This is a genomic window from Rhodococcus sp. C3V (assembly GCF_029269915.1).
Taxonomy (GTDB): Bacteria; Actinomycetota; Actinomycetes; order Mycobacteriales; family Mycobacteriaceae; genus Rhodococcus_F; species Rhodococcus_F qingshengii.
In genome coordinates this window covers 222,468-247,785 of record NZ_JARJBE010000002.1, presented here as the reverse complement: position 1 = coordinate 247,785, position 25,318 = coordinate 222,468, and the positions used below count along the sequence as shown (strand labels likewise).

25 protein-coding genes are annotated in these 25,318 nt (G+C 62.5%); 12 read left to right on the top strand and 13 right to left on the bottom strand.

Annotated elements, in window-relative coordinates:
* Positions 1 to 11: 11 nt before the first annotated feature.
* The 3 genes from frr to P3G66_RS06135 are packed head-to-tail and all read left to right on the top strand — an operon-like array spanning position 12 to position 2,249.
* The gene (gene frr / locus P3G66_RS06145; RefSeq protein ID WP_003942777.1) at positions 12 to 569 is read left to right on the top strand and encodes a ribosome recycling factor; all 558 of its coding nucleotides are present in this window, start codon (positions 12 to 14) and stop codon (positions 567 to 569) included.
* 48 nt (positions 570 to 617) lie between these two features.
* A complete protein-coding gene (locus P3G66_RS06140) occupies positions 618 to 1,514 on the top strand; it encodes a phosphatidate cytidylyltransferase (protein ID WP_003942673.1) in 897 nt (298 codons plus the stop codon).
* Between the two features lie 6 nt (positions 1,515 to 1,520).
* Positions 1,521 to 2,249: a class I SAM-dependent methyltransferase gene (locus P3G66_RS06135; RefSeq protein ID WP_276116314.1), complete on the top strand. Its 729-nt coding sequence runs from the start codon at positions 1,521 to 1,523 to the stop codon at positions 2,247 to 2,249.
* 79 nt (positions 2,250 to 2,328) lie between these two features.
* Here P3G66_RS06135 and P3G66_RS06130 read toward each other — a convergent pair whose 3' ends face one another.
* Both P3G66_RS06130 and P3G66_RS06125 read right to left on the bottom strand, forming a co-directional pair.
* Positions 2,329 to 3,171 (bottom strand): CoA ester lyase, encoded by an 843-nt coding sequence (locus P3G66_RS06130; RefSeq protein WP_041814950.1) that lies wholly within the window; start codon positions 3,169 to 3,171, stop codon positions 2,329 to 2,331.
* A gap of 95 nt (positions 3,172 to 3,266) precedes the next feature.
* On the bottom strand, positions 3,267 to 3,677 hold the full coding sequence (locus P3G66_RS06125; protein ID WP_204855717.1) for a lipopolysaccharide assembly protein LapA domain-containing protein: 411 nt from the start codon (positions 3,675 to 3,677) through the stop codon (positions 3,267 to 3,269).
* Between the two features lie 102 nt (positions 3,678 to 3,779).
* Here P3G66_RS06125 and rlmN point away from each other — a divergent pair, with 102 nt between their 5' ends.
* Complete coding sequence (gene rlmN, locus P3G66_RS06120; RefSeq protein ID WP_003942816.1) at positions 3,780 to 4,889, top strand: 23S rRNA (adenine(2503)-C(2))-methyltransferase RlmN; 1,110 nt, start codon at positions 3,780 to 3,782, stop codon at positions 4,887 to 4,889.
* A gap of 79 nt (positions 4,890 to 4,968) precedes the next feature.
* Here rlmN and P3G66_RS06115 read toward each other — a convergent pair whose 3' ends face one another.
* Complete coding sequence (locus P3G66_RS06115) at positions 4,969 to 5,238, bottom strand: DUF2631 domain-containing protein (protein WP_003942762.1); 270 nt, start codon at positions 5,236 to 5,238, stop codon at positions 4,969 to 4,971.
* Between the two features lie 120 nt (positions 5,239 to 5,358).
* On the opposite strand from P3G66_RS06115, the gene dxr reads away from it, so the two are divergent.
* From dxr to P3G66_RS06090, 5 genes are all read left to right on the top strand, one after another.
* Positions 5,359 to 6,516 (top strand): 1-deoxy-D-xylulose-5-phosphate reductoisomerase, encoded by a 1,158-nt coding sequence (gene dxr / locus P3G66_RS06110; RefSeq protein WP_058226323.1) that lies wholly within the window; start codon positions 5,359 to 5,361, stop codon positions 6,514 to 6,516.
* Positions 6,517 to 6,523: 7 nt separating this feature from the next.
* The gene (locus P3G66_RS06105) at positions 6,524 to 7,741 is read left to right on the top strand and encodes a site-2 protease family protein (RefSeq protein WP_042450803.1); all 1,218 of its coding nucleotides are present in this window, start codon (positions 6,524 to 6,526) and stop codon (positions 7,739 to 7,741) included.
* An 87-nt stretch (positions 7,742 to 7,828) separates the two neighbouring features.
* Positions 7,829 to 8,986, top strand: coding sequence for a flavodoxin-dependent (E)-4-hydroxy-3-methylbut-2-enyl-diphosphate synthase (ispG, locus tag P3G66_RS06100; protein WP_007734888.1), 1,158 nt, complete (start codon positions 7,829 to 7,831; stop codon positions 8,984 to 8,986).
* A gap of 111 nt (positions 8,987 to 9,097) precedes the next feature.
* Positions 9,098 to 9,934 (top strand): GNAT family N-acetyltransferase, encoded by an 837-nt coding sequence (locus tag P3G66_RS06095; RefSeq protein WP_058226322.1) that lies wholly within the window; start codon positions 9,098 to 9,100, stop codon positions 9,932 to 9,934.
* Positions 9,935 to 10,003: 69 nt separating this feature from the next.
* Positions 10,004 to 11,818, top strand: coding sequence for a penicillin-binding transpeptidase domain-containing protein (locus P3G66_RS06090; RefSeq protein WP_204855719.1), 1,815 nt, complete (start codon positions 10,004 to 10,006; stop codon positions 11,816 to 11,818).
* 4 nt (positions 11,819 to 11,822) lie between these two features.
* Here P3G66_RS06090 and P3G66_RS06085 read toward each other — a convergent pair whose 3' ends face one another.
* Positions 11,823 to 12,632, bottom strand: coding sequence for a LuxR C-terminal-related transcriptional regulator (locus P3G66_RS06085; protein WP_042450799.1), 810 nt, complete (start codon positions 12,630 to 12,632; stop codon positions 11,823 to 11,825).
* A gap of 178 nt (positions 12,633 to 12,810) precedes the next feature.
* On the opposite strand from P3G66_RS06085, the gene P3G66_RS06080 reads away from it, so the two are divergent.
* Complete coding sequence (locus tag P3G66_RS06080; RefSeq protein ID WP_003942743.1) at positions 12,811 to 14,433, top strand: AMP-binding protein; 1,623 nt, start codon at positions 12,811 to 12,813, stop codon at positions 14,431 to 14,433.
* Between the two features lie 56 nt (positions 14,434 to 14,489).
* Here P3G66_RS06080 and P3G66_RS06075 read toward each other — a convergent pair whose 3' ends face one another.
* From P3G66_RS06075 to P3G66_RS06050, 6 genes are read right to left on the bottom strand one after another with little or no spacing between them, the layout of a single operon-like run.
* Positions 14,490 to 15,275 carry an ABC transporter permease subunit gene (locus tag P3G66_RS06075; RefSeq protein ID WP_003942733.1) on the bottom strand — a complete coding sequence of 262 codons (786 nt, stop codon included), beginning with the start codon at positions 15,273 to 15,275 and terminating at the stop codon, positions 14,490 to 14,492.
* The gene (locus P3G66_RS06070) at positions 15,250 to 16,152 is read right to left on the bottom strand and encodes a 2-aminoethylphosphonate ABC transporter permease subunit (protein ID WP_042450795.1); all 903 of its coding nucleotides are present in this window, start codon (positions 16,150 to 16,152) and stop codon (positions 15,250 to 15,252) included. Before P3G66_RS06070 ends, P3G66_RS06075 begins: the two co-directional genes overlap by 26 nt.
* A complete protein-coding gene (locus P3G66_RS06065) occupies positions 16,149 to 17,324 on the bottom strand; it encodes an ABC transporter ATP-binding protein (protein ID WP_211920365.1) in 1,176 nt (391 codons plus the stop codon). Before P3G66_RS06065 ends, P3G66_RS06070 begins: the two co-directional genes overlap by 4 nt.
* Positions 17,325 to 17,326: 2 nt before the next feature.
* Entirely contained in the window at positions 17,327 to 18,376 is a 1,050-nt protein-coding gene (locus P3G66_RS06060) for a 2-aminoethylphosphonate ABC transporter substrate-binding protein (protein ID WP_003942754.1), read from the bottom strand.
* Between the two features lie 25 nt (positions 18,377 to 18,401).
* Entirely contained in the window at positions 18,402 to 19,079 is a 678-nt protein-coding gene (locus tag P3G66_RS06055; RefSeq protein WP_020907384.1) for a phosphonatase-like hydrolase, read from the bottom strand.
* A 25-nt stretch (positions 19,080 to 19,104) separates the two neighbouring features.
* Complete coding sequence (locus tag P3G66_RS06050) at positions 19,105 to 20,232, bottom strand: TIGR03364 family FAD-dependent oxidoreductase (protein WP_007734899.1); 1,128 nt, start codon at positions 20,230 to 20,232, stop codon at positions 19,105 to 19,107.
* Between the two features lie 96 nt (positions 20,233 to 20,328).
* On the opposite strand from P3G66_RS06050, the gene P3G66_RS06045 reads away from it, so the two are divergent.
* Entirely contained in the window at positions 20,329 to 21,072 is a 744-nt protein-coding gene (locus P3G66_RS06045) for a GntR family transcriptional regulator (RefSeq protein WP_007734901.1), read from the top strand.
* A 102-nt stretch (positions 21,073 to 21,174) separates the two neighbouring features.
* Positions 21,175 to 22,026: an SDR family oxidoreductase gene (locus P3G66_RS06040; RefSeq protein ID WP_058226315.1), complete on the top strand. Its 852-nt coding sequence runs from the start codon at positions 21,175 to 21,177 to the stop codon at positions 22,024 to 22,026.
* Between the two features lie 15 nt (positions 22,027 to 22,041).
* Here the strand turns inward: P3G66_RS06040 and P3G66_RS06035 are convergent, their stop codons facing one another.
* From P3G66_RS06035 to P3G66_RS06025, 3 genes are all read right to left on the bottom strand, one after another.
* Positions 22,042 to 23,169 carry an NAD(P)/FAD-dependent oxidoreductase gene (locus P3G66_RS06035; RefSeq protein ID WP_228402198.1) on the bottom strand — a complete coding sequence of 376 codons (1,128 nt, stop codon included), beginning with the start codon at positions 23,167 to 23,169 and terminating at the stop codon, positions 22,042 to 22,044.
* A 9-nt stretch (positions 23,170 to 23,178) separates the two neighbouring features.
* A complete protein-coding gene (locus tag P3G66_RS06030) occupies positions 23,179 to 23,865 on the bottom strand; it encodes a TetR/AcrR family transcriptional regulator C-terminal domain-containing protein (RefSeq protein WP_276116312.1) in 687 nt (228 codons plus the stop codon).
* A 306-nt stretch (positions 23,866 to 24,171) separates the two neighbouring features.
* Entirely contained in the window at positions 24,172 to 25,317 is a 1,146-nt protein-coding gene (locus P3G66_RS06025) for a serine hydrolase domain-containing protein (RefSeq protein ID WP_047271320.1), read from the bottom strand.
* Position 25,318 lies beyond the last annotated feature (1 nt).

Below are 25,318 nucleotides of genomic sequence, written 5' to 3'. Positions count from 1 at the left end.
GAGGAACAGCCGTGATCGATGAAGCGCTCTTCGAGGCAGAAGAGAAGATGGAAAAGGCTGTCACGGTAGCCAAGGACGATCTCGGCTCGGTTCGCACCGGACGCGCGAACCCCGGTATGTTCTCGCGCATCGTGATCGACTACTACGGTTCGATCACGCCGATCACGCAGCTCGCGAGCATCAACGTCCCCGAGGCCCGCATGGTCATCGTCAAGCCGTACGAGGCTTCGCAGCTCAACGCGATCGAGACGGCGATCCGCAACTCGGATCTCGGTGTGAACCCGTCCAACGACGGCAGCATCATCCGCATTTCGGTTCCGCAGCTCACGGAAGAGCGTCGACGTGAACTGGTGAAGCAGGCCAAGTCCAAGGGCGAGGATTCGAAGGTCACGCTGCGCAACATCCGCCGCAAGGCGATGGACGAACTCGGCCGGATCCAGAAGGACGGTGAAGCCGGCGAGGACGAGGTCGGTCGCGCAGAGAAAGAACTCGACAAGACCACGGCGAAGTACGTGCACACGGTCGAGGAACTCGTCAAGCACAAGGAAGCAGAGTTGATGGAGGTATAGCCTCCTCATTTGCAGTGTTTGTCGTCGGGAGTAGATCAGGGAGTTTGGGTGCACGCACAAGAGGGAACCGCCGGTGGTCCCGTCACGGACGGGCCTACGGGCGGCGCTGAGGGCGCGCAACCGCCGAAGTCGAAGGCGGGCAGGAACCTACCTGCCGCCATCGGCGTCGGAGCTGGCCTCGGCGCCTTGGTCATCGGCACTTTGATCTTCCTGCCCCCCGGATGGATCGCCGTCGTTGCGATCGCGATGTTCATCGCGACGTGGGAGGTCACCACGCGGCTTCGTGAAGCCGACATCGAGGTGCCGCGAATTCCGCTTCTCGTCGGCGGGCAAGCCACGATCTGGCTCGGCTGGCCGTGGGGACCGGTCGGGGTGCTCAGCGGATTCACCGCGACCGTCCTGGTATGCATGGTGTGGCGGTTGTTCGACCACGGCCTCAAGGCGACCCCGAAGAACTTCCTGAGAGACACCTCCATCACGGTGTTCGTTCTGGCGTGGATCCCGCTGTTGGCGTCATTCGGTGCGTTGATGGTGCTCGAAGACGACGGCCCCGGTCGCGTCTTCGTCCTGATGATCGGTGTCGTGTGCTCCGACATCGGCGGCTACGCGGCTGGAGTGCTGTTCGGGAAGCATCCGATGGTGCCCGCTGTGAGCCCGAAGAAGTCCTGGGAGGGATTCGTCGGCTCCCTCATTTTCTGCGTCATCGGCAGTTTGCTTTCGGTGACGTTGATACTCGACGCGAATTCGATGATCGGCGTCCTGCTCGGTGTCGTCCTGGTGGTAGTCGCGACGGTCGGCGACCTGATCGAATCGCAGATCAAGCGCGAACTCGGCATCAAGGACATGGGAACCTTGCTTCCCGGCCACGGCGGAATCATGGATCGCCTGGATTCACTCCTGCCGTCGGCATTTGTCACCTGGCTGATTCTGTACGCACTCGTCTGATTTCGCGTGCGTGATTTCTTCTCCGGCCGTTCCAAGCCGATCCCCAGCCCGAACATCTGGCATTGGCCGGACGTGTACGAAATCGAGAACCGCGCGCAGGACGTCGACGGTTCCCTCTGGGCGGCGATGCGAGCCCGGGTCGACTGGACTGGACGCGATGTCGTCGATGTCGGCTGTGGGGCGGGGTTCCATCTACCGGAGTTCGCTCGTACTGCCCGTCGTGTTGTCGGAGTGGAGCCGCACGCACCGCTGGTGAAGGCCGCGCGGGAACGAACCCGCGATTCGGCGTCGATCGACGTAGTCCGGGGTTCAGCAGAGTCCACGGGTCTGGTGGATGCTTCAGTCGATCTCGTCCATGCCCGTACGGCGTACTTCTTCGGAAAAGGCTGCGGCCCGGGAATTCGTGAAGCAATGCGCATCCTGAGGCCCGGGGGAGCCCTGCTGATCGTGGATCTCGATGTGAGCGCCGGCCCGTACGGGGAGTGGATGAGGGCGGATCTGCCCAAATACGATCCCGCGGCGGTCGAAGCGTTCTTCGAGGCTCAAGGATTCTCGCTCACGCGCGTCGACACCCGGTGGGAGTTCGAGAATCGAGACGATATGCGGCGGGTGCTCGGAATCGAATTCACCGAGAAGACTGCCGAGCGTGCGTTCTCGCAAGTAACAGGGCTTGCCTTCTCGGTGCGATACCGGATCCATGTTCGATCCAAACCACGATCGCTCGAACTTGCGTGAGGGCGGGCCCAAAAGACGAACGTCAGGCGCTCCGACTTGAGCGCCTGACGTTTTCTGCACCGATTCAGTAGTAAAAAAATCAGTGATCGGTGGGGATGTGGAACAGGGTGGCCAGCTTGTGAATCTTCTTGGCCTTGGCAAGCTTGGGCAGGTCGCTGCCGTCGCGCACGCGTGAGCCGTCTTCGCCGAGATCGTCGATGACATTCTGAGCCCAGATCGCGTCGGCCACGGAGGGACTCAGTCCCGCGTTGACGGGGGCAGTCTGCGCGGTGGTCATGCAGAGTTTGCCGGCCATGCCGAGTGACAAGGTGATCGCACAGTCTCGGGCGAGCAGATCCAGATCGGGGCCGAGCGTGGGACCGTCGATCGGCGGAGCGATGCGTGCCGCGCGGCTGGCGATGGTGAGCCGCGAACGCGGGTACGACATCGACGTGGGGGAGTCGTCCATCCCAGTGTCGCGCCGGAAGTCGCCGCTGCCGAATGCGAGACGGAAGATGCCGTCAGTGCGTGCGATCTCGGGCGCAGCCTCGAGTCCCACCGCGGATTCGACGAGAGCAAGAATCTTGGTGCCGTCGGGAAGTCGCTCGGCCGTGGCGTCGGCCTGCTGACCGCTTTCGGTCTTTGCGAGCATGACACCCTCGAGTCCGGGGAGGCCCGCGAGTGCGGCCAGATCCTCTTCCCAGAACGGTGTCGTGGCGTCGTTGATCCGAACCCAGGCGTGATTGTGTTCGCTCAGGAATGCGGCGACATCGCGGCGGGCAGCTGGTTTGTTGGGTGCGGTGACGGCATCCTCGAGGTCGAGAATGACGGCGTCGGCCGCACTCGCGAGTGCGGCGTCGAAGGTGTCCGGTTTGGACGCGGGGACGAGGAGCCAGGATCTTGCCTGCTGCGGGGCAATTCGCGAGGTCACAGGTCTCTCCATGTGAGTAGTCACATCAGGGCCTTTCCGGTGATTTCCACGACATCAATGATGCCTGCTGGCCCATCGATCGACCCAATTGCGTAACTAGATTTCAGTCACATCTGCCGCTTCGCTGCGCGCCGGATCTGAATGATGCGAACGCCGCCTGCCAACGCCATGATCAATGCGCCCGCGATGGCGGAAAGCAGGATCGTGATTCCGAGCGGAAAGTCGATCTGCCAGGCGAGGATCTTGACGGAGACGCTCTCTAGGTTCTGCAGGATGAACACCAGCAGTAAGATCAACACGATTGCACCTATGACCAGGCCAACCCAGGTCGTGGCGGCTCTGGTTCGGTCGGTGACCGACGTTCCGGTCGGCACCGGTTCAGGCGTCGGTGTCGGTTCCGGATCGTGTTTTTCCACTGCCTTGTTCTCGTCCACCTTCGGAAGTTCCGGATCGGGGCCGAAACCGTCGGCTGGGCCGTACGCGGGGGAATTCGACGGATCCTCTGGTGTGGTTGACATGACATGATCATCACTCAACCTGCGCGAAGTTGCACGGGTAATCCGGCCACAATCGGGTGGCAGTGGGGTAGCACCCCAAAACAATGGGACAATGGTGTAACTATGGCTGCCTCTCTTCCCCTCGTTTTCACTGCACCCAAGCGCGGAATGCCTCCACGGCACCTCGCCGATCTCGATTCCGCCGAGCGCAAAGAAGCGGTGAAAGAGCTTGGCCTTCCGGCTTTCCGGGCCGATCAGCTGGCGCGTCAGTACTACGCGCGGCTGGAAGCCGATCCGGAGAAGATGACCGATCTCCCCGCATCGGTGCGCGAGAAGGTTGGGGAGTCGCTGTTCCCGACCTTGTTGACCCCGATCAAGCACCTCGCGTGCGATTCGGGCGACACTCGCAAGACCCTGTGGAAGGCACATGACGGAACGCTGCTCGAAAGCGTCTTGATGCGCTATCCCGACCGGGCAACACTTTGCATCTCGAGTCAGGCAGGCTGCGGAATGGCCTGCCCGTTCTGTGCGACGGGTCAGGGCGGCCTCGACCGCAACCTCTCGACCGCCGAGATCGTCGATCAGGTTCGCGAGGCAGCGGCCGCCATGCGCGACGGTGAAGTCGCCGGCGGCCCCGGACGCCTCTCGAACGTCGTGTTCATGGGTATGGGCGAGCCTTTGGCGAACTACAAGCGTGTGGTGGCAGCGGTACGACGGATCACCTCGCCTGCACCCGACGGCCTCGGCCTGTCTCAGCGGTCCGTCACGGTCTCGACCGTCGGCCTCGCTCCCGCTATCCGCAAGCTCGCTGACGAAGGCCTGAGCGTCACGCTGGCGGTATCGCTGCACACACCGGACGACGAACTGCGCGACACTCTTGTCCCGGTCAACAATCGCTGGTCAGTGTCGGAGGTACTTCAGGCTGCCCGGTACTACGCAGACAAGACCGGTCGCCGTGTGTCCATCGAGTACGCGATGATCAAGAACGTCAACGATCAGCCGTGGCGCGCGGACATGCTGGGCAAGAAGCTGAAGAAAGCACTCGGCGGGTTGGTGCACGTCAACCTGATTCCGCTCAACCCGACTCCGGGCAGCGAGTGGGACGCGAGCCCCAAGGACGTCGAGCGTGAGTTCGTGCGTCGGGTCATCGCCCAGGGCGTCTCGTGCACGGTGCGCGATACGCGCGGTCAGGAAATCGCCGCAGCCTGTGGCCAGCTGGCAGCCGAGAACTGAAGCGTTCCAGGCCTGAAACACGTAAAGAGAAGGCCTCCACGAACTTTTCGTTCGTGGAGGCCTTCTCTTTGTCAGGTCTCTAGCGCGGGCGGCGGCGGATGACGATGTCGCGGACCAGAATGAAGATCATCAATCCGGCGGTGCCGATGAGCCACAGATCCTCGACCTTGCCGTGATGGTTTCCGATCATCATCAGAAGCAGGAATATTGCGAAGAACCATCCGAGGAAACGGAAAAACTTGAGTCCTTCACCACTCCACCCCCATGCGGCAGAGGGAACCTCGGCCTCATCGACGTGCGAGACCACGACGGGGGCGCTGGACTTGACGTCCAACTGGGTATCGGCCACGGTCGATCCTCCTGCTCATTCGGTTGCACTACTGCCCAATATGGTGACATACGACTGCCTGTCGTACGTAGTTGGGCGTCGATAAGGTTGTTCTCAGGTGTTATCAGGAACAATGGGCGAGTGCAGGAAACCACACGTACCCGCGTCCTCCTCCTCGGCAGTACCGGTTCGATCGGTACCCAAGCGCTGGAGGTCATCGCTGCCAACCCCGACCGTTTCGAAGTAGTCGGTCTTGCAGCGGGCGGCAACAACGTCGAGTTGTTGGCCGAACAGATTCGTGCAACCGGCGTCACGGACGTCGCCGTCGCCGATCCTGCAGCGGCATCGGCGCTGGAATCGGTAACCGCCCGTTCGGGACCGAGCGCCGTGACGGAACTGGTTCGGGACAGCGGTGCCGATGTTGTCCTCAATGCGCTCGTCGGTTCTTTGGGACTCGAACCGACACTGGCGGCTTTGAACTCGGGAGCGCGCCTGGCGCTGGCGAACAAGGAATCGCTTGTCGCCGGCGGAGCGCTGGTGACGAAAGCCGCCGCCCCCGGTCAGATCGTGCCGGTCGACTCGGAGCATTCGGCGCTTGCCCAGTGCCTACGTGGTGGAACAGGCGACGAGGTGGCCCGGTTGGTTCTCACCGCTTCGGGTGGGCCGTTCCGTGGCTGGAGCGCCGAGGAGCTCGAAAGTGTGAATCCGGCTCAGGCAAACGCGCACCCCACCTGGTCGATGGGCCCCATGAACACCCTCAACTCGGCAACTCTGGTCAACAAGGGCCTCGAGTTGATCGAGACGAACCTGCTGTTCGGGATCGACTACGACCGCATCGACGTCACCGTGCATCCGCAGTCGATCGTGCATTCCATGGTGACCTTCTTCGACGGATCGACGCTGGCACAGGCGAGTCCACCGGACATGAAGCTCCCGATTGCTCTCGCTCTCGGCTGGCCGGACCGCATCGAAGGTGCGGCGTCGGCATGCGACTTCACCACCGCCTCCACCTGGGAATTCGAGCCGCTCGATTCGTCGGTGTTCCCCGCCGTCGATCTGGCGCGAAGCGCAGGAAAATCCGGAGGTTGCTTCACCGCGATCTACAACGCGGCCAACGAAGTGGCGGCTCAGGCATTCCTCGACGGTGTCATTTCCTTCCCGGCGATCGTCCGCACGGTGGCTGCTGTTCTCGACGATGCAGGTCAATGGTCCGCAGAACCGGTTACCGTGGACGACGTTCTGGCCGCAGACGGCTGGGCACGCACACGAGCGCGTCAGCTCGTGAAGCAGGAGGGCTAGAGCTTTCATGGTTTTTGCACTGGGCGTAGTGCTGTTTGCCCTCGGCATCGGCGTGTCCATCGCCCTGCACGAAGCCGGTCACATGTGGACGGCCAAGGCTTTGGGAATGAAGGTTCGCCGCTACTACATCGGCTTCGGACCGAAGATCTTCTCGTTCCGTCGAGGTGAGACCGAGTACGGCCTCAAGGCGCTGCCGCTGGGCGGATTCTGCGACATCGCGGGCATGACGGCCCTCGACGAGATGACGCCTGAAGAAGAGCCGCACGCGATGTACAAGAAGGCGGCGTGGAAGCGCGTCGTCGTCATGTCCGGCGGTATCGCGATGAACTTCATTCTCGGGTTCCTCCTGATCTACGCATTGCTCCTCGGTTGGGGTCGAACCAGTACGGAGCCGGCACCGCCTGTTGTCAAGGGCGTGACGTGTGTTGCTCCGACGCAGCTCGGACAGGATCAGGGGTGGAAACTCGCGGATTGCACCGGTACCGGCCCGGCGGAGGCAGCCGGAATTGCTGCCGGCGATCGGATCGTCGCGGTGGACGGTCAACCGACGGACACTTTCGCCAAGGTTTCCGCGGCGATCCGCGACAAGTCCGGGACAGTCACGCTCACAGTCGAGCGCGGCGACGAGACTGTTCAAGTTCCGGTCGACGTATCGCCGGTTGAGCGTTACGTAGCCAAAGACGGCAGCACAACGCCGGAACTGGCAAAGGTAGGCGCTGTCGGAATTGAGGGTGTCAGCAATCTGATCGAGTACAACGCGCTCACTGCTGTTCCGGCGGCCTTCGACTTCACCGGCCAGATCATGGTCGACTCGGTAAAGGCGTTGGCTGACATTCCGTCGAAGGTGGGGGCTCTGTGGGAGTCGATCACGGGCGGCGAACGCGCCCAGGACACACCGATCAGCGTGGTCGGTGCCAGCGTGATCGGTGGCGAGGCCGCAGATCGAGCCGAGTGGCCGATGTTCGTCGGACTGCTCGCATCGATCAACTTCTTCCTCGGTGTTTTCAACATCCTGCCGCTGTTGCCGCTCGACGGCGGTCACATCGCGGTGGTCTTCTACGAGAAGATCCGTGATTGGTTCCGCGCCCGCCGAGGCTTGATTCCCGGCGGCCCGGTCGACTACACGCGACTCCTTCCGATTACTTACGTATTCATCGTGATCGGTGGCGCGTTCATGTTGCTGACACTCACGGCTGACATCGTCAATCCGATCAAGATCTTCTGACCGTGTGAGAAGGGTGACGGTTGCCGCGCGGTAGTGCGGCGATCGCCCGGCTAAACTTGCAGTGAAGCTATGAAAGAAGGCACAGACGTGACCATCCCTATCGGACTGGGAATGCCCTCGGCACCCGCAGCGATTCTTGCTCCTCGACGCAAGACACGGCAGCTGCAGGTCGGCACGGTAGGTGTGGGCAGCGATTTCCCCATCTCGGTGCAGTCCATGTGCACCACGAAGACGCACGACGTCAATGCAACGCTGCAGCAGATCGCGGAACTGACCGCGTCCGGTTGCGACATCGTTCGTGTCGCCTGCCCGCGTCAGGAAGACGCGGACGCGTTGTCGATCATTGCGAAGAAGAGCCAGATCCCGGTTATCGCCGACATCCACTTCCAGCCGCGCTACATCTTCGCGGCAATCGATGCGGGATGCGCTGCGGTGCGCGTCAATCCGGGCAACATCAAGGAATTCGACGGCCGTGTCAAAGAGGTGGCCAAGGCTGCCGGTGACGCAGGCATTCCGATCCGTATCGGTGTCAACGCGGGATCGCTCGATCCTCGGTTGATGGAGAAGTACGGCAAGGCGACGCCCGAAGCGTTGGTCGAGTCCGCGCTGTGGGAGGCCGGGTTGTTCGAAGAGCACGGCTTCGGTGACATCAAGATCTCCGTCAAGCACAACGATCCGGTGATCATGGTCGAGGCTTACCGCCAACTCGCCGCCAAATGCGATTACCCGTTGCACCTCGGCGTCACGGAGGCAGGGCCGGCGTTTCAGGGCACGATCAAGTCCGCGGTCGCCTTCGGTGCGCTGCTCGCGGAGGGTATCGGCGACACGATCCGGGTTTCGCTCTCGGCCCCGCCGGCCGAGGAAATCAAGGTCGGTAACCAGATTCTGCAGTCTCTGAACCTGCGTCCCCGCAAGCTCGAGATCGTCTCTTGCCCCTCGTGTGGCCGTGCACAGGTCGATGTCTACACACTTGCCGACGAGGTCTCCGCCGGCCTCGAAGGCATGGAGATCCCGCTGCGCGTGGCAGTCATGGGTTGCGTCGTGAACGGACCGGGTGAAGCGCGTGAGGCCGACCTCGGTGTGGCGTCCGGCAACGGCAAGGGCCAGATCTTCGTCAAGGGCAAGGTCATCAAGACGGTGCCCGAGGCGCAGATCGTCGAGACGTTGATCGAAGAGGCGATGAAAATTGCCGAAAGCATGGAGGGTGACGCCTCGGAGGGTGCGCCGGTCGTCACCGTGAGTTGAGTGATTGCCGGATGAATCTTCCCCGTCGGTGTCAGGTTCGTGGCAATCTGAGTGCATCATGATCGGGTAGTGATATTCGTGGACGCGCAGTCGAGTCGAGGGGGTTGACGGATGCTCAAACTCCTCGGAGCCAAGCAGGTCGGAAGTCGAGATCTCGAAGACGTCCGACGGGTACTCGACGCCGATCCGGTGGCGGCCTGCATGATTGCCGCGCGCGTCGAAGAATGCGGCGTCGACCCACGAATGATTCACGGCGAGCTGTGGAGTCGAGGCGGGCCGTTGTCCTCACTGTGCTTTGCCGGGGCGAACCTGGTTCCGCTTCGAGGCGATCCGGATGACATTCGGGCATTCGCCGACCGTGCCTGTCGGATTCCGCGCATGTGCTCGTCGGTGGTCGGCCGCGCCGAATTGGCGTTGCCGTTGTGGGAGATGCTCGAGCTCGACTGGGGAACTGCGCGGGAGGTGCGCCCCGAACAGCCGTTGCTCGCGGTTTCCGAGCCGCTGGCGTGCCCGTCGGATCCACTGGTCCGGCAGGTTCGCTCGGACGAACTCGAGATCTATCTGCCTGCCGCGATCGCGATGTTCATCGAAGAGGTCGGAGTCGACCCGCGTGCCAACGACGGTGGGCGCGGATACCGGCACCGTGTCGCTAGCCTGATCGCCGCTGGTCGAGCGTGGGCGCGCATCGAGGACGGCCAGGTCGTTTTCAAGGCTGAGGTCGGTTCGATGTCTGCTCGCTGTGGCCAGATCCAGGGTGTGTGGGTCAACCCGGAATTTCGTGGGCAGGGCTTCGGCGTGACCGGTACAGCGGCTGTAGCGGAGTCGATCATGGCGACCGGTCGCATTGCGAGCCTGTACGTCAACAGCTTCAATACGATTGCGCGGTCGACCTATTCGCGGGTGGGGTTCCGACAGGTCGCGACCTTCTCGACGGTGCTGCTCGACTGACCGTACAAGCTGCGTGCAATGGTCGCGCCTACGCTGGGTGGAGCATTTGTCGCCCTACTATGGGGCTCGATGAACACTCGGCATTTCTCTCGTAGTCGCTCGGCCCAACTATTGGCCTCCTGCACCGTGATTTTCTTGGCGGTGGGGATCAGTTCGTGTACTCCGAAACCCGCCGGCCCCGAGCCCGTCGCGCAGCAGTTCCTGAGAGCGTTCGGTGACAGGGATATCGACGAGGCAGCAAAACTGACGGACCGGCCTGATTCCGCGGGTCCTGTATTGAGTGACACCTGGGATGCGCTCCAGGCCGAGTCGATGACTGCCGAGACCACGTCGGTGAAGATGAACGGTGACACTGCGACGGTCGGCTACACCTACGAGTGGCACCTTCCGAAAGACCGTGTGTGGACGTACGACGGCGAGCTGCAGATGGGACGCAAGGACGGCGACTGGTCCGTCCGGTGGAGTTCGACGGACGTTCACCCGCGCCTCGGTGACAAGCAGACGATGTCGTTGCGGGCAACCGCGGCGCCGCGAGCGCGGGTCAACGAGCATTCGGGCACGGATGTCCTGGTGCCGGGAATTGTCTACCGAGTGAAGTTCGATCGCTCCAAGAGCAACGACATCATTGGTTCCGCAAACAATCTCGCAAGTGTTCTCGGTCGGTTCGATTCTTCGCTGACGGGTCAATCGATCGCCGAATCCTCGACGGCCGTCAAGGGCGACTATCTGGTGACCCGCCTGCGCAGTGACGACTACGACCAGGTATCGGCGCAACTGGGAGCCATCTCGGGAGTCTCTGTCTCGGACGAATCGGATCTCGTCTCGACGGACCCGGAGTTCGCGCCCGACCTTCTCGGGCAGATCAAGAAGACGATCATCGACGAGGTCGACGGCAAAGCCGGCTGGAGTGTCGTCACGGTCAACCAGAACGGCGTCGACACCGATGTGCTGACCGAGACTGCGCCGCAACCTGTTCCGTCGTTCAGTATCAGTTTGGATCGCAACATTCAGATCGCTGCTCAGCGTGCCGTGAACGTGAACAAGGATCAGGCGATGATGGTAGTCATCGAACCGTCGAGTGGGGCGATCCTGGCTGTCGCACAGAACAAGGCAGCAGACCGCGACGGACCGGTCGCGACGATGGGTCAGTACCCGCCCGGTTCGACGTTCAAGATCATCACGGCAGGCGCCGCAATTTCGACCGGTCAGGCGACCCCCGACACGATGGTGCCCTGCCCGGGCCGGATCGAGATCGGTGAGCGCAGCGTCCCCAACTACAACGAGTTCTCACTCGGCACGGTGCCGATGGCAACGGCCTTCGCGCGTTCGTGCAACACGTCCTTCGCCAAGCTGGCCAGCGAGATGCAACCAGACACGTTGACCACTGCCGCAGCGCAGTTCGGCATCGGCCAGGACTACAACGTGGTGGGATTGCCCATCGATTCCGGTTCGGTGCCGCCGGCGTCGGACCTGGTGCAGCGGACCGAAGACGGGTTCGGTCAGGGAAAGGTCGTGGTCAGTCCGTTCGGAATGGCGATGGCAGCGGCGACGGTCGCGAACGGTTCGACTCCGGTGCCGCAACTGATTTCAGGGCGCGAAACCACCATCGACGGTGAGCGCCCGGCGATCTCGCCCGCCATGGTCGACGGCCTGCGCGGCATGATGCGACTCGTGGTCACCAGCGGTACTGCAGAACGCGTCGAAGATCAGGGTGAGGTGTACGGCAAGACCGGTGAAGCCGAGGTCGAAGGGGGATCGCACGCGTGGTTCGTCGGCTATCGCGGGAACCTGGCATTCGCGACTCTGGTTGTGCGGGGCGGAAGTTCGGACAACGCCGTCGCAGTCACCCGCGACATGCTCACCGCCCTGCCTGAAGGCTACTGACCCGTCAGGGGAGCAGTCCCAACCTCCGGGCGGTCACCACGGCTTCGTGGCGTGAGCTCGCGTCCAGCTTTCCCATCGCGCTTCGCAGATAGCTCTTGACTGTTTCCGGGCGAAGGGAAAGCCGTTGGCCGGCTTCGATGTTGGTGCAGCCGAGTGCGACCTGAGAGAGAACGTCCACTTCACGCGGGGTGAGCGTGACGTCGGATTCGGCGTCGGCGGTAGGACGCAGCAGGTTGGCCAAACGCTGGGAGAGTCCGCGGAGTTTGGTCTGCAAGTCGGTGTCGGTGACGGTCTGGGCGACACTGCGTAGTTCGGCGTGGACTCCGCGGATCTCTTCCGAAGACATACCGTCGGCGGTAGTCGCGGCGGCGGCCTGCAGTAGTTGCAGGCGACGATCGACTTCGTCGCGGATGGCGAACTCCATCCCGAGACGCCGGGATGCGCCGACCATGACGTCTGCTGTGCGGTCACCCAACGGAGCGGAATCGCGGATCGCGGCGTAGAGCACAGCGCGCGATTTTCCCGAAACCATGACCGGAACGGCGATGATCGAATGCAGGCCCTCGCTGAGAACAGGACGGTCGAAGTGATGAGTGATGGACTGCGAATTGCCGTAATCGTTGACGGTGATCGGTGAACCCTGGGCTACGACGCGCCCGCCCATGCCCGAGCGCGGCGGGATGGCCAAGCCCTTGAGGTTGTTGGTGCGGGTGCCGACGAATTCGCTCAGGTGCAGGGTTCCGTCCTGGACCTCGCCTCCGAACAGCACGGGAACAACGCCCTGAGCTGCGATTGTTCGGAGTTCACCTCGCATTGCGTCCCCGTCGCGGGGACGCAGAAGTGACGAAGCATGTCGGTTCACGCAGGTACCCCTTTCTGGGGGTAGTGAAGTTCTCTTGTGAGCTAGATCATAGGGGGTGAACAGTACGTATGACGAGCCGCCAACGTAACCGGTCGGGCCAACCATACGACGATCGATAAGGAGCAAGTTGATGAGCACCGATCCCACCGCACGGGTGCGCGAGCTGCTGGACCAGTACGACACCCCGCATGCCAGCGCCGCAGAATTGCTCTGCGATCGGCATCCCGCGGATGGCGTTGCATTCACCGTCGTCGAGGCAGACCTTAGCTCGGTGGACCTCACTTACGGTCATCTACGTGAGCAGTCGGCGCGTTTCGCGGCAGCTCTGGCCGACCTCGGAGTCGAGCCGGGTGACAACGTCGCGACCTTGATGGGTAAGTCTGCGGACCTGGTGGTCGCGCTCCTCGGTATCTGGCGCCGCGGAGCGGTCCACGTGCCCTTGTTCACGGCGTTCGCTTCGCCGGCCATCGCTTTCCGCTTGACGGCCAGCGGCGCGAAGGTGGTCATTTCCGACGCCAATCAGCTCGAGAAGCTCGCGCCGGGAGAGGACATCCCCGCCGACGCAGCATGGCAGGTCATCGTCGCGGGCGGCGCGGCCGGTGACGAGTTGGACTTCGACGCACTTGTCGCAGCTCAGGATGCCGAAGACCCGAAAGGCGCTGCTCAGGCAGTCGGCGGCAACGCACCGATGGTGCAGTTGTTCACCAGTGGCACCACGGGAACACCCAAGGGCGTGCCGGTTCCGGTGCGCGCGCTCGCCTCGTTCCACGCATACCAGGAGTTCGGCCTCGACGTCCGAGAGGACGACGTGTTCTGGAACGCCGCAGACCCGGGCTGGGCGTACGGGCTGTACTACGCGTTGCTCGGCCCGCTTGCCGCCGGCACGCGAAGCTTGCTGCTGCACGCCGGATTCTCCGCGCCGCTGACGTGGCAGATCATCGAGAAGTTCGGTGTCACCAATTTTGCCGCCGCTCCGACTGTCTACCGCAGTCTGCGTGCCGACAAGGCTCCCGTTCCGGAAGGCATCTCGCTGCGCCGCGCTTCCTCGGCCGGTGAGCCCTTGACTCCGGATGTTGTTGCGTGGTCGAAGAACTCGTTGGGCGTCGAGGTCCGTGATCACTACGGCCAGACCGAGCACGGCATGTTCATCGTCAACGCCTGGGCCGACGGACTTCGCGACGATGTCCGTCCCGGATCCATGGGTCGTCCGTTGCCGGGTTGGTCTGCCGCTGTGCTGGAAGACAATTCGGATGACATTGCACCGGCCCGCACTCAGGGCCGCGTGGCGATCGATACTCACAACAGCCCGTTGATGTGGTTCACCGGGTACGTCGATGCGCCGGAGAAGACGAAGCAGCGATTCAGCGAAGACGGCCGCTGGTACATCACCGGTGATGCGGGAATGACGGACGAGGACGGATTCTTCTTCTTCTCCTCGCGCGACGACGACGTCATCATCATGGCGGGCTACCGCATCGGTCCCTTCGACGTCGAGAGCGTGCTGGTCATGCACGAGCACGTCATCGAGGCCGCCGTGGTGGGCATGCCCGACGAGTTGCGCGGTGAGGTTCTCGAGGCGTTCGTCGTTCTTCGCGAAGGCGTCGACGGCGACGACGAACTCGAGAAGGAACTGCAGACGTTGGTGAAGAAGAAGTTCGCCGCGCACGCGTACCCACGCACGGTGCACTTTGTTCCGAACCTGCCCAAGACCCCGAGTGGCAAGGTTCAGCGGTACATCTTGAGGAAGGGATAAACCCCTGCTGTGCGCCTTTATTAACCCCCGGCGGTTAATAAAGGCGCACAGCAAGGTCAGCGCCGACGAATTCTGCCGACCACCATGAGGGCGACCAGGGTGACTGCAAGCAGCAGTGTCGTATTTGCTGCGGCAAGAAATACCTGGCCACGGTCGGTGAGTCCGAAGATGCTGACCGGCAAGGTCTTCCATGTCGCCGGGTAGACCATGACCGTTGCGCCCAGCTCACCCATCGACAGTGCGATGGAAAGCCCGGCGGCCGCACCCAACGCTGGGAGCAGCAGCGGTAGCGTTACCCGTGTCAGCACCCGCACCGGGCCGGCGCCGAGTGATTCGGCAGCTTGACGGTAGGCGGGATCGAGCCGTTCGAGCGCGGCCGATACGGAACTGAAGGCAAAGGCAAGCACCAAAACCGTGTGAGCGAGAATCACGATCCACTTGGTGCCGCCGAGCAGTAGCGGGCGCTCGTTGAAAGTGATGAGCAGACCCAAGCCGATCGCGACCGACGGAACCGCAATCGGTAAATGGAATACGGCATCGGTGATGCGCCGCAGCCACATCGGTGCCTCACGCGAGGCCAGCGCGGCCCACGTTCCGACGATCAAAGCCAATGCCCCCGCGATGAATGCAGTCTGCAAACTGACGATCAGGCTGGCGAAGTTCTCGTCGGACAGCGCCGTGGAGAAGTTCTTGCCGCCGAGATTCGACGGGAGTGGACCGGTCCACGATCCGGCCAAGGCAGCCGCGACGACGGTGGCGATGGGCGCGACAAAAACCACCGCGACGACCAGGGTGAAGAATCCGAGTACGAGGGCCCTAGAGCTTCGTGTCCACAGCAGCACGGCTGCCTCCCATCAATCTGTTGAAGGTGAATCGGTAGAGGCAGTACAGGCCGAGTGAGAGTGCGACCTGGACCGTCGCGATCACTGCTGCGCCGGGCAAGTCGAAGGTGACAATGCCGCGGGTGTAGATGAGGACCGGAAGAGTTACGACGTCTTTAGCCCCGGTGAAGAGCACGATGCCGAATTCATTCAGTGTCATCAGAAGTACGAGCGATCCACCGGCCAGGAGGGCCGGCCACGCTTCCGGCATCACCACCTGCCGCAGAACTCGGACGGGTGACGCACCGAGACTGGCTGCCACGTCGAGTTGTTCACGCGGAATCTGGGTGAACGCTGCTAATAGCGGACGCACGACAAAGGGGGTGAAGAAAGTGATTTCGGCCGCGATCACACCGAACGGAGTGTTGAGGAAATTCAGTGGGCCGCTCGCATCGCCGGTGATGCGGACGATCAAGGCGTTGACGGCGCCGGCTGTCCCGTACAGGAACGTGAACGCCAGCGTGATCAGGAAAGACGGCAGGGCGAGCACCGTGTCGATCAATCGCCCCACCACCTTGGATCCGGCGAACGGAACGAAGGCCAGCACCAAGGCGAGGAAGGTTCCCAGGATCAGGCAACCCAGGGTCGACGCCACGGCGATTTGGATGGTCCGCCAGAGCGCGGTTCTGAACAGTTCCGAACCGAGCACCGAAGACCACGTGGACAACCCGGTGCCATCTGCGGTGCTCAGAGATTCCGTGAGGACACGCGCAGTGGGATAGACAGCAAACACGAGGACAAGAAGCAGTGGTGGCAGCGTCCAGCCGATCCGGCGCCACGCGATCGGGTCTTTGTGCTGGGGCGCAGCGGTTTCGGGGCGTTCCAGGGTTGTCGTCATGGGTGGCGATCCGCCGGAACCAGGACACTGCCGTCCGTGGGCAGGACGACGCCCACTTCGGTGTCGACCGGTCGTTCGTCGTGCCCTGGAACATCCGCGTCGACGCGGACATCGTCGAGGCCACGTACAGCCAGCGTCAGACGCGTCGTGGAACCGCGCCAGACGCTCGAGACGATGCGCGCCGGGAATGATCCTCGTGCGCCGAGGCCGGTTACGGCTACCGCGTGTGGACGAACACACAGGTAGGCGTCCATGTCGGACTCCCATTCGATGTGCCCGATCTCGGGCTGCGGGGCGTGAGCAGTGAACGGCGTGCCACCGATCGAGACCAGCGCGGAGGTGCCGATGACGCGTGTGACGGTGCAGGGCAGCAGGTTGGCACCCCCGAGGAACGCCGCGGTGAAGCTGGACGGCGGACGTTTCCACAAGGCCTCAGCGGTGTCGATGTCCGCGAGTCTGGCGTTGCGCATCACTGCGATTCGGTCTGCGAGCGCCAGGGCTTCACTCTGATCGTGCGTCACATAGAGCATGGCTGTGTCAGGTAGTGCTGCGCGCAGTCTCGCCAGTTCGCCGAGCATGCTCTCGCGAAGTTGAGCATCCAGGGCGGCCAACGGTTCGTCGAGGAGGAGTACTCCAGGGCGAATTGCCAACGCTCGGGCAATGGCGATTCGCTGCTGTTGACCGCCGGAAAGTTCACGGGGAAGCCGCTTTCCGTACGCCGACATCCCGACCATGTCCAGGGCTTCGGCCACGCGAGTGCCGATCTCCGACCGCGGCACGCGATGGGCTCGGAGTCCGAAGGCTACGTTTTCGGATACTCGCATGTGCGGGAAGAGAGCGTACGACTGAACGACGACGCCGATACCGCGTTGTGCGGGAGGCAGATTGGTGATGTCTCGGGTGCCGAGCTTGACGGAACCGGACGTGGGGCGGACAAATCCCGCGAGGGCCTTCAGGGCGGTCGACTTGCCGGATCCACTGGGCCCCAGCAGTGCCACAGTTTCACCGGGTGCCACTCGCAGATTGAAATCGACGAGTGCATGGGTTGCGGTCTTCCCGCGGCCGTAGGCGACGTTGACGCGATCGAAGGTGATGGCCGGAGCAGAATGTTCGATCGCTCCGTGAACACCGACGGTCTCGGGGAGCGTCCGCCCCAGTCTGGTTCTTGCCATGATCAGCTCCCGGTGGCTTTCTGGTAAGCGGCGATGTCGGCGTCGAGCGAGCTGAGGACGTCGTTCCAGTTCGGGGTCCACACGTTGACGCCCTGCAGAACTCCGGAAGGCGTGTTCTTGTCGGTGGATTCACCGGCAGCGCTTCGGACGTCCTCGCGGACCGATACGCCGAGTGCATCGGTGGCGACGGTCTTCTGGGATTCTTCGGAGAGCAGGAACTCCATCAACTTCTTGGCTTGTTCGCTGCTCGGTGCGCTCTTGGCGAGGCCCATCACGTAGGGCAGTGCAATGGTGGTGCGAGTGCCGTCGGCTCCAGCGGGGAAGAAGATGTCGAACTTCGATCCGTCGTCGGCGATGGAGGCGAGGTTCATCTGGACGTCACCGTTGGCGACCAGCAGCTCTCCGTTACTGACCTTGGGCTGGAGCTTTCCGGTGGAGGACGACGGCCCGACATTGTTGGCCTGGAGCTTTCCGAGGTAGTCGAGTGCTCCTTCCTTACCCATCAGGTGCTGGAGCAGCAAGAGCACCGCGGTGCCGTCGCCGGCCTGGCCGGGCGTGGAGTACTGCAACTTGCCCTTGAACTGGTCAGTGAGCAGATCGTCCCAAGATTGTGGGGCGGGTGATGCAGTCGGATTGGCGATGAACGAGAGGTAATTCTCGACGACGGGTACGTACTTGCCGGCGTCGTCCTTCTCGTCGGCAGGAACGGCGGAGGTGTCGATTCCGCTGGGCTCGAGCAGACCTTGGGCGTCGGCCTTCTGGATGAACGGGGGCAGCGTGATGATCACGTCTGCCTGTGGGTTGGACTGCTCCTTTTCGACGCGGGAGACGACCTCGCCGGATCCGGCTTCCACGAGGTTGACGGCGATACCGGTCTGCGCGGTGAAGGCATCGAATCTTCCCTTGTACCAACCGGACAGGCCGTCGGCGCTGTATACGGTGACGGTCTCGGTGTCTGATCCGGCAGCAGTGCCGGTGCCACCGCAGGCAGTGGTGAACGAAAGGACGGACACGGCGAGAGCGGCCGCAGCGATGCTCGGGCGTAGACGCATGACGATTCCTTTTTCGGAGGTGAGATCAGGAGTGGGTGAGGAGTTCGGCGAACTCCGTCACTGACGGGACGATGTGGGTGGCTCCGGCGTCGCGAAGCTGTTGCTCGTCGTGTGCGCCGGTCAGAGTTCCGGCGACGATGGATGCGCCGGAACGAATGCCGCTGAGCACGTCGTTGGACGTGTCGCCGAGTACGGCGATCTGGTGGACGTCGTCGATCGAAAGTTTGAGCAGGGCAGTCAGAATCAGGTCCGGGTACGGGCGACCGCGACCGGCCTCGGCGGGGGAGAGGGTGAGATCGGCGAGGGTTTCCCAGCCGAGCGCGACGAGGAGTTTGTCCTGCGTCGATCGGCTGAACCCGGTGGTCAAGGCAACTTTGATGCCGGCCTCGCGCAAAGTGGTGATGGCTTTCTCGGCGCCGGGGATAGGCTCGGCCAGGCCCTGGTCGATGAGGGAGTCGTACGTGGTTTCGAAGGCCGCGTTCGCGGCCTGGGCGCGGTCTTCGTCACCGAAGATCGCCCGGAACACGACGATCTTCGACTGGCCCATCGTGTCGAGGACGTACTGGCGAGCGGCGTCGGCTTCCGGGCCTTCGGCGGGCAGTCCGCCGGCTTCAGCGGCGGCAGCGAAGGCGCGAAGAACCAGTCCGTCGTCGGCGACGGTGGTGCCGGCCATGTCGAGAACGGCAAGGGTGATCGGAGACATGAGAAGTCTTTCTTGTCGGAGAGATTCAGAGACCGAGCTGGTCGGCGGTTTGTTCCGCCAGTGCCGGGCCGAGCGTCATACCGCGGCCACCGGGGCCGGCAACCACCCAGACGTTGTCGGCGGCTTGTGCGCGGTGAACAAGTTGTGAGGGGTCGATGCACTGGCTGTAGACGCCCGCCCAACGCTTGACGATTGGCGGAAGATCGCGTCCCAGAAGTGTTTCCACGACTCCGGACAGATGGCGATAGGGCGCCTCGTCGACATCGAAGTCGAAGGGTTCCTCGTATTCGTGGGTGTCGCCGATGGTCAGCCCGCCGTGCAAGCGCTGCACGCACAGGAGTTGCATGCGGTGTTCCTCGGCAGTCGGTTCCTGCGGCTGCACTGTGCGGAGGTGATCGAGGGCAGATCCGGCGAAACCGGGGTAGTAGCGGAAGCTGTCACCGTCAGCGATTGCGGTGGTGAGCTTTTCGCCGAGTGGGGCGCTCTGCATCATCTGCAGGCGCACACGGCGCAACGGGAGATCGCCGGCGAGATCGCGAGCCAATCCGCCGAGTGTTGCTCCGGGGCAGACGATCACGAGATCGGCGTCGAAGCTGCGACCGTGGTCGTCGCGGATGTGTGCGCCGGAGGTGGTCGTCGTGATCTCGCGGGCTTCCGTTCCGGCGTGGAAAGTGTAACGGCCGGTGGATTCGAGGTAAGAACGGATGGCGGGGAGCGCTTGCCGTGACTCGACAGCGGCGTCCAGCGTGCAGTGCAGTCCGCCGAGAAACTTGCCCCGGAGCGCGGGGTTGACGACGCGAACGGCGTCGGGATCCAGAAGCGCGAACCCTCGGTTGTCGGCGTCCGGCCGAGAGAACGCTTCCTGCGCGACCGCGACCTCCTCCTCGGTGCGCATGAGGGTGATGGAGCCGGCTGGGCGGTATCCGACGCCGGGGACACGGGCGGCAAGGTCTGCCCACAGTTCGCGCGAGCGCAGCGCAGCTTCGAGTTCGTGCGGGGCTCGCCCGGATACCCAGACGAGGCCGAAGTTCCGTACCGTGGCACCGCGGGCTTCGGGCTCACGTTCGAGATGGATGACGTCGTGTCCCCGACGGATTGCCTCGTCGGCGTGCGCAGTTCCGAGGATCCCTCCGCCCACAATCAAAATTCGCATGTAGAGATAGTGACGTTTGGTCTAGACCAATAGGGGGAATCGAGACGAACTCCAGGTTAACAATTGGTATAGACCGAATTCTTGTACGCTTGCGCCATGAATCAGCAGACGTCCACCGGGCCGGGGACCTCGAGCGTCGTGATCGAACCGGAGTTGAAGTACTACCGGGTGCGCACCGAGATCGAGACCATTCTCAGTGGGCTCGAGGAGGGCGACGCAGTCCCCTCCGAGCGGGAATTGGCGGCGCGGTTCACAGTCGCTCGCGAGACGGTCCGTCAAGCGCTTCGTGATCTTCTTGTCGAAGGGCGAATCGAGCGGCGGGGGCGGGGCACTGTCGTCGCGAGTCCGAAGTTGGTTCAGCCGCTATCGATTCGTTCCTATACCGAAGGTGCTCTGAGCGCTGGGCGAGTACCCAGTCGTAAGGTTGTGACCTTCGAACGAATGTCGGCCGACGACGGTCTCGCCACGGAATTGGGTATCGAACCAGGTGACAGCGTCGTTCACCTCGAGCGTGTTCTCTTCGCCGACGGAGAGAAGATCGGACTCGAATCAACGTTCCTGCCGGACAGCAGGTTCGGTGAGATGCTCGACGCTTTCGATGCGACGACGTCCCTGTACGCGGCTATCCGTTCCATCGGCGTGGTCTTTGCCTCCGCAACCGAACGGATCGAGACGGTGCTCGCTTCACCGCGGGAGGCAACCCTCGTCGAGTCCACCACCTCGATGCCGATGCTTCTATTACACCGGACGTCTGTCGACCCGGATGGTGTGCCGATCGAGCGCGTTCGTTCGCTCTACCGTGGTGACCGTATTGCCTTCTTGACGACTCTTCGCGAGTAGGAGGGGCGTCGAGGGGGTCTGCTGTTACCGGGAACGATAGGCACTCCCAGGCCCGTGGAATTTGTTCTGTACTGGACTCCATCAAACGGGAGGACAGTGAACATGGGTGACAAGAAGGTCTGGTTCGTAACCGGCGCAGGCCGGGGGATGGGAGTCGATATTGCTCAGGCTGCTCTTGCTGCCGGGCACGCGGTGGTGGCAACGGGGCGTGATGCGGACCGTGTTTCTGCAGCGATCGGTGCGCATGACGACCTGTTGGTGATTGCCTTGGACATCACCGACGAACAAGCCGCATATGCTGCGGTGGACACGGCAGTTGCACGATTTGGTGGAATCGATGTACTGGTGAACAACGCCGGAAACTTCTACGCCGGGTTCTTCGAGGTTGTCAGTCCGGCGCAACTTCGCGCTCAGATGGAGACCAACTTTTTCGGGCCGATCAATGTGACACGGGCGGTGTTGCCGGTAATGCGTAGGCAACGGAGTGGACGTGTCGTGACTGTCAGCTCGCTTGCGGGCCTGGTTGGTCAGGAGTTTTGCGCAGCCTACGCGGCGTCGAAGTTTGCGCTGGAGGGTTGGATGGAATCATTGCAATTCGATGTCGAACCGTACGGAATCGGGACGATGATCGTGGAGCCGGGATTCTTCCGGACCGAACTGCTTGTCGAGGGTGCGTCGTCGGTCTGGCCGGAATTGTCGATAGACGATTACGACGCTCGGACTGGCGAGACCGTCGAAGCGTGGAAGAGTATGAACGGTGCCCAGGGCGGGGATCCGGTGAAACTTGCCGCGGCACTTGTGGCACTTGTCGATTCGCCGCTACCCCCACGTCGTTGGGTCGCCGGTGCCGATGCAGTGTCCGTGGTTGAGCAGAAAGCCCACCAACTACTCGATCAAGTTGAAGCCCATCGCGGTTTGTCCTCGTCGCTTGCCCACGTGGACGTGACGACCTGATCCGAGTTTGTCAGGTCACGGGAGTGAGGTGAACATGTCCACGAGCCCCTGGGGTGCGTTCTCGCCGAAGCACATGTCCAGTCCATCAGCGGACTGTTGTGCCGATGCGGCGCTGCGTGGGAATAGGCGCTCTTCGTAGACAGCTAGCCCTTCCTCCGTGCTGCTGTGCGACGCGATCGCCTGGCCGAGTTCCGCGCCGTCGAGCATTGCCAGGTTCGCGCCCTCTCCGGCAAACGGCGACATGACGTGGGCCGCGTCCCCGAGCAGAGTGACCCCGGGAGTACGGCTCCAACTGTGGCCGATGGGAAGGGCATGGATGGGGCGAGGGGTCAGCGAGCTGTCGGCTTCGACGATCAGTGAACGCAGTGACTCGTCCCAGTCCGAGAAGTGTTCCAGCAGAACCTTCTTCGCGATGTGATCGTCGGAGAAGTCGACACTCGCTGCCCAGCTCTCGGGAACTCGCAGGGCGGCATAGATGTGCAGACTGTTGTCGGTCTCACGGTGGGCAAGGAAGCCCTTGTCGGCACTGAGTGCGAACATCATTCCGCCGCCGACGGTTTCAGTGGCATCCACGTGCTGGTTGTCGGCGTCGTGAAGGTCGAACTCCACGAAAGATATTCCGGTGTACGCAGGAGTGTCGTTTGAAACCAATGGACGGATTTTCGACCACGCACCGTCGGCGCCGACCAGGAGATCGGTGGTGAAGTGGGTTCCATCCGCGAGGTGAACTTCGTGTCGACCATCCGGCAACGGATGAGCACTGCGGACCTTGGCTCCCCAGTGGATTGTTTCCTTCGGAATTGAGCTGAGCAGTAGGTCACGGAGCTGGCCGCGGTCGATTTCCGGGCGGTCGCCGTCTCCGGTGTCCTGCTCGCTCAGGTGCACGACGGCATTTCGATCGAGGACGCGTGTCTCTTCCCCGCCTTGATGAACGAGGGCGCGGAACTCCTCATAGAGGCCGGCGGCACGAAGCGCGATCTGACCCGAGTCTTCGTGGATGTCGAGCATCCCGCCTTGAGTTCTGGCTGTCGGTCCGGATTCGAGATCGAATACCGCCGAATCGATTCCGCGGAGATGGAGGACTCGGGCGAGGGTGAGGCCACCGAGGCCGGCGCCGATGATTGCGATGGGGTAGTGGTTCATGGTGGGTTCCTAAGAAGTGAGTGGGGTGTTCTCGATGCCCGTGATGAGCGTGCGGAATCCCCAGGAGAGGCGCGCCGAGGGTTCACCGGCAAGTAGAGCTGTTGCATGTCTTGCGACGAGTGGGTGCGTCTGCGGGTTTGCGTTCTGGATTGCGTCGGTCAACGCGCTCCATCGGGCATCCGCGTCGGCGGAACTGTTCGGCGCAGAGTGTTCGGCAGCAGTGGACGTCGCGTACTGCAGTAGCAAGTCCACGCCCCACGCGGCCTGACCTGGAGGGACTTCGCCTTCGTCGAGCAATGCCAGCAGGCGCTCGAGCAGGCGCACGTAGTGAACTCCGCTGGGCCGGGAAACGAGAGCCGACTGGGCGAGACCGGGATGATCGAACAGCACGGCCGTGTACGAGGTCAACACCCGTTCAAGGCGAGCTTGCCAAGTGCCGGAGGAATTTTCGGCGAGGTCAACCACTCCGAGAAGTGTGTCCAGAACGGCGGCGTGCAATTCGGCGGTATTGCGCACGTACACGTACATCGATGCCGGCCCGGTGTCGAGTTCGAGGGCGAGTCGACGCATCGTCAATTTCTGCAAGCCCTCCGACCGCAAGATTTCCACCGCGGTACTGACGATGCCCTCGCGTGTCAGAGCGGGTTTGGCCGGACGATTGCGACGGCTCGACGGACTTGCTGGCTGAGTGGGCATGATTTCACCGTACACGAACATGTTCGTAACGAACATGTTCGTTGGATCACGCACTGAACGTCCACCGCTGTGCGGAGCCATATCGGGAGCGGTGGGTTACATGCCTGTACCGCCGGAGAGCATTGCGATCGTCAGCAGGATGCCGCCGACTATGCCCACGAGCGGGCTATCGCTGTCGAGAAGCCAGTCGTTCAACGATCCCATGAGTGCCTCTTTCGGGTTTCGATCTGTCGACGGTCGAGCCTATCGACAGATCGAAACCCGAGATGTCACTTTCGTCCGAATTGTGGATCGGACCCGAGGTGATCAGCCGTAGACGTTGCCCGGGCTGATCAACTTGGTGATCGGCACCATCAAAGCACTGGTCAGGTCGGTCTCTCCGTCGATGTCGGTGTTGATGAAGACGACCAGGGTTGTGTCCTTCTCGGGCAAGTAGACCGAGACTGTCTTGTAGCCGGGCAGGCTTCCGTTGTGACCGATCCAGCCGCCGCTGTTGAACAATCCGAGTCCGTACCCGGAGTTGTCGTCTCCTTCGCCCAGGGGCTCGGTGTGCAGGCGCTGCTTCTGAGTGTCGTCGGCGAGGAGATCGCCCTTGGCCAAGGCCGGAACCCAGATGCGCATGTCGTCCAACGACGAGATCATTGCGCCCGCGGCGCCTCCCCACGACGGGTTCCAGTCCGTTGCTGCGGTCACGGATTCGTCGAGTGTTTGGTTGGTGTATCCCTGTGCGTGGGGGTTCGGGAACGCGTTGGTGGTGGGAAAGCTGGTGTGCTCCATTCCGAGTGGTGTGGTGATCTTGGTGTCGATGACGTCCGACAGTGTTGAGCCGGTGACCTTCTCGATGACCATGCCGAGCAGAAGGGTGTTGGTATTCGAGTAGTCGACAGTGGTTCCTGGTCGAATTTGGAGTGGGAGGTCCTTGACGTATCCGAAGAGCTCTTCGGATGTGAATGATCGGCGAGGGTCGGAAAGAACATCCATGACAAACTGTTCGGACGTCGTGTAGGCCACGAGGCCGCTGCGCATCCCCGCCAGCTGGCGCAGGCTGATCGCATCGCCTTCCATGACGCCGTCGACGTACTTGGAGATCGGATCATCGAGACCGATCTTTCCCTCGTCGACCAATTGCAGCAGGGCGGTCACGGTAAATGTTTTGGTGACGCTACCGATCCGGTGGTAGAAGTCGGTTTCCATCGGCGCTTTGGTTGCCGTATCCGAGACTCCTGCAACCTTGACGTAGTTGCCGTCGGGCCCCCAAATGCCCACCATCGCACCGGGAATCCCGGTCGAATTCACCGCTGCGTCGACGATCGAATCGAGCTGGTCGGTGATGGTCGAGTCCATGATCTTGTCGGATGTGTCTGTGGATTTGTCCGTGCTGCAGCTGATTACAGCTCCAACCATGGCGCTGCACAGGCCGACAAGCAGGATGCGTCTTGCTCCGGTTTTCATG

What these genes read in the sequence shown, in the direction of transcription:
- P3G66_RS06090 (WP_204855719.1), top strand. Translation starts at nt 10,004, where the DNA reads ATGAACACTCGGCATTTCTCTCGTAGTCGCTCGGCCCAACTATTGGCC.
- P3G66_RS06065 (WP_211920365.1), bottom strand. Translation starts at nt 17,324, where the DNA reads ATGGCAAGAACCAGACTGGGGCGGACGCTCCCCGAGACCGTCGGTGTT.
- P3G66_RS06060 (WP_003942754.1), bottom strand. Translation starts at nt 18,376, where the DNA reads ATGCGTCTACGCCCGAGCATCGCTGCGGCCGCTCTCGCCGTGTCCGTC.
- P3G66_RS06045 (WP_007734901.1), top strand. Translation starts at nt 20,329, where the DNA reads ATGAATCAGCAGACGTCCACCGGGCCGGGGACCTCGAGCGTCGTGATC.
- P3G66_RS06070 (WP_042450795.1), bottom strand. Translation starts at nt 16,152, where the DNA reads ATGACGACAACCCTGGAACGCCCCGAAACCGCTGCGCCCCAGCACAAA.
- P3G66_RS06125 (WP_204855717.1), bottom strand. Translation starts at nt 3,677, where the DNA reads ATGTCAACCACACCAGAGGATCCGTCGAATTCCCCCGCGTACGGCCCA.
- P3G66_RS06080 (WP_003942743.1), top strand. Translation starts at nt 12,811, where the DNA reads ATGAGCACCGATCCCACCGCACGGGTGCGCGAGCTGCTGGACCAGTAC.
- P3G66_RS06105 (WP_042450803.1), top strand. Translation starts at nt 6,524, where the DNA reads ATGGTTTTTGCACTGGGCGTAGTGCTGTTTGCCCTCGGCATCGGCGTG.
- P3G66_RS06030 (WP_276116312.1), bottom strand. Translation starts at nt 23,865, where the DNA reads ATGCCCACTCAGCCAGCAAGTCCGTCGAGCCGTCGCAATCGTCCGGCC.
- P3G66_RS06050 (WP_007734899.1), bottom strand. Translation starts at nt 20,232, where the DNA reads ATGCGAATTTTGATTGTGGGCGGAGGGATCCTCGGAACTGCGCACGCC.
- rlmN (WP_003942816.1), top strand. Translation starts at nt 3,780, where the DNA reads ATGGCTGCCTCTCTTCCCCTCGTTTTCACTGCACCCAAGCGCGGAATG.
- P3G66_RS06040 (WP_058226315.1), top strand. Translation starts at nt 21,175, where the DNA reads ATGGGTGACAAGAAGGTCTGGTTCGTAACCGGCGCAGGCCGGGGGATG.
- P3G66_RS06130 (WP_041814950.1), bottom strand. Translation starts at nt 3,171, where the DNA reads ATGGAGAGACCTGTGACCTCGCGAATTGCCCCGCAGCAGGCAAGATCC.
- P3G66_RS06085 (WP_042450799.1), bottom strand. Translation starts at nt 12,632, where the DNA reads ATGCGAGGTGAACTCCGAACAATCGCAGCTCAGGGCGTTGTTCCCGTG.
- P3G66_RS06025 (WP_047271320.1), bottom strand. Translation starts at nt 25,317, where the DNA reads ATGAAAACCGGAGCAAGACGCATCCTGCTTGTCGGCCTGTGCAGCGCC.
- P3G66_RS06095 (WP_058226322.1), top strand. Translation starts at nt 9,098, where the DNA reads ATGCTCAAACTCCTCGGAGCCAAGCAGGTCGGAAGTCGAGATCTCGAA.
- P3G66_RS06035 (WP_228402198.1), bottom strand. Translation starts at nt 23,169, where the DNA reads ATGAACCACTACCCCATCGCAATCATCGGCGCCGGCCTCGGTGGCCTC.
- P3G66_RS06055 (WP_020907384.1), bottom strand. Translation starts at nt 19,079, where the DNA reads ATGTCTCCGATCACCCTTGCCGTTCTCGACATGGCCGGCACCACCGTC.